We start from the raw sequence: 2,191 nt of genomic DNA, 5'->3' as shown, positions 1-2,191 counted from the left end.
CGCTTCGGCGGGATCAACAGCACCGACATGCAGGCCGTCGGGCTGCTCATGAGCCAAGGCCCGGCGACGCCCGGCGAACTCGCCGAGCGCACCGGCTTGACCGCCGGCGGCGCGATCACGGCGGTGATCGATCGCCTGGAGCGGGCTGGCTACGTCACCCGCGAGCGGGACGTCGCTGATCGGCGCCGGGTGATCGTGACGGCCGTGCCCCAGACGGTCATGGCGAAGGTCGGTCCGATCTACGGTCGCGTGGGAGCACGGTGGGCCGAATACCTCGAGACACTCACCGACGAGCAGATCGAGTTCGCAAATGAGCTCCTCGCCCGAGCCGCCGAGCTCAACCGCGAAGAGACCGAGGCGCTTCGCAGGGCGTGAGGCCGCGCACCCACCCACTCCTCATGGCCGCGGCTCAGCCGACGGCATCCTGGTCGGTCCGGGCGATGACCACGGCCCCCGGCATCCTGCCTCTCATCACGTCGATCGCGGACGGATTCGCGTCGATCAGCACGGCTTCGCGGCCGAGCACCGAGGCGACCGCGCCGGTCGTGCCGCTGCCGGCGAACGCGTCGAGCACCCGGTCGCCGGGGCGGCTCGATGCCTGCACGATGCGCCGCAGGATGCCCTCGGGCTTCTGGGTCGGATAGCCGGTCTTCTCCCGGCCGGTCGTCGGCACGATCGTGTGCCACCAGACGTCGGTCGGCAGCTTGCCGCGCGCCGCCTTCTCGGGCGTGACGAGCCCCGGTGCCATGTATGGTTCGCGATCCACCGCTTCGGAGTCGAAGTGGTAGGCGGCCGGGTTCTTCACGTAGACCAGGATCGTGTCGTGCTTCGACGGCCAACGGCGGCGCGTCTTGGCACCGTAGTCGTAGGCCCAGATGAGCTCGTTGAGGAAGTGATCGCGGCCGAAGACCGCGTCGAGCATGACCTTGGCGTAGTGCGACTCGCGGTAGTCGAGGTGAAGGTACAGAGTGCCCTCCGGCGAGAGCAGGCGCCAGGCCTCGAAGAGCCGGGGCTCGAGGAAGCCCCAGTAGTCGTCGAAGCGGTCATCGTAGGTGCGGAGCGCCCCGCGCACGCGCTCGTAGTCCCGCCCGTGAAACCCGCGGCGCACGACACTGCCGGCTGCGGGAGCCTCGCCGCCCGATCGGGCCGACTCGATCTGCCGCTCCTGGACGCGGCCGGTGTTGAAGGGCGGGTCGAGGTAGATCAGCGTGAACGATCCGTCGGCGAAGCCCGCCATCACCTCGAGGTTGTCGCCCTCGTGGATCGTGACCGAGCCGCGTGCGGCCGCGGGCGGGACGGAGCCCGTCACGGCACGCGGCGCAGCCACTCGTCGGTCGCGAACTTCGATGCGACCAGGGCCTCCGCCTCGGCGTATTCCTCTTCGGTGATATGCCCGGGCTCCGCACCGTACAGGCGCGAGAACGTCTCGATGAACCGCGCGATGATCTGCTCGCGCGGCAGACCGGTCTGCGTGCGGAGAGGATCGACGCGCTTCGCCGCCGACGTCGTGCCCTTGTCGCTGAGCTTCTCGCGGCCGATGCGCAGCACCTCGGTCATCACCTGGCCGTCGATGTCGTAGCTGAGTGTCGCGTGGTGCAGCACGCCGCCGTTGGCCAGGCGCTTCTGCGCGGCACCGCCGATCTTGCCGCTCGGGCTCGCGATGTCGTTGAGCGGCTGGTAGGTCGCCTCGATGCCCAGGGAGCGCAGCGCCTGCAGCACCCAGTCGTCGAGGAACGCGTACGAGTCGGCGAACGTCAGGCCGGCGACGAGGGATGCCGGCACGTACAGCGAGTAGGTGATGATCTGCCCCGCGGCCATGAGCATCGCGCCGCCGCCCGAGATCCTGCGGACGACATCGAACCCGTGCCGCGCCGCCCCCGCGGGGTCGACCTCGTTGCGGAGCGATTGGAAAGACCCGATCACGACCGCGGATTCGTCCCACTCCCAGATGCGCAGGGTCGGACGGCGCCGGCCGTCGCCGACGCGGGCGGTGAGCACCTCGTCGAGAGCCAAGTGCAGGCGCGGCGACACCGCCTTCTCGTGCACGATCTCCCACTCGAAGTCGCGCCATCCGGGGGCGGTCACAAGGGCGCGGCGCACGGCGGTGCCCACCGACTCCGGAGTGAACCCGAGCAGCTGGGCGCCCTCGGGCAGGGCCCCGCGCACCGCGGCCGCGACGGCCGCGACATCC

Annotated in this window: 3 protein-coding genes; 1 reads left to right on the top strand and 2 read right to left on the bottom strand. The window is 70.4% G+C overall.

What is annotated here, in order from left to right; translation table 11 throughout:
- Positions 1–375 (top strand): MarR family winged helix-turn-helix transcriptional regulator (locus tag VNT50_RS09835; protein ID WP_325484933.1); only part of this gene is annotated, 375 nt, incomplete at its 5' end.
- A 34-nt stretch (positions 376–409) separates the two neighbouring features.
- Here the strand turns inward: VNT50_RS09835 and VNT50_RS09830 are convergent.
- Together VNT50_RS09830 and VNT50_RS09825 are read right to left on the bottom strand one after the other, a co-directional pair.
- On the bottom strand, positions 410–1,237 hold the full coding sequence (locus VNT50_RS09830; protein ID WP_325484934.1) for a DNA-methyltransferase: 828 nt from the start codon (positions 1,235–1,237) through the stop codon (positions 410–412).
- 68 nt (positions 1,238–1,305) lie between these two features.
- Positions 1,306–2,191, bottom strand: an 886-nt coding sequence (locus tag VNT50_RS09825; protein WP_325484932.1) for a lipoate--protein ligase family protein, incomplete at its 5' end; no start/stop codon positions are given.

The sequence above is a fragment of the Microbacterium sp. genome (assembly GCF_035554235.1).
Classification (GTDB): domain Bacteria; phylum Actinomycetota; class Actinomycetes; order Actinomycetales; family Microbacteriaceae; genus Microbacterium.
Note: the sequence above shows the minus strand (reverse complement) of the source record. Positions and strands in the feature narration are given on the sequence as shown.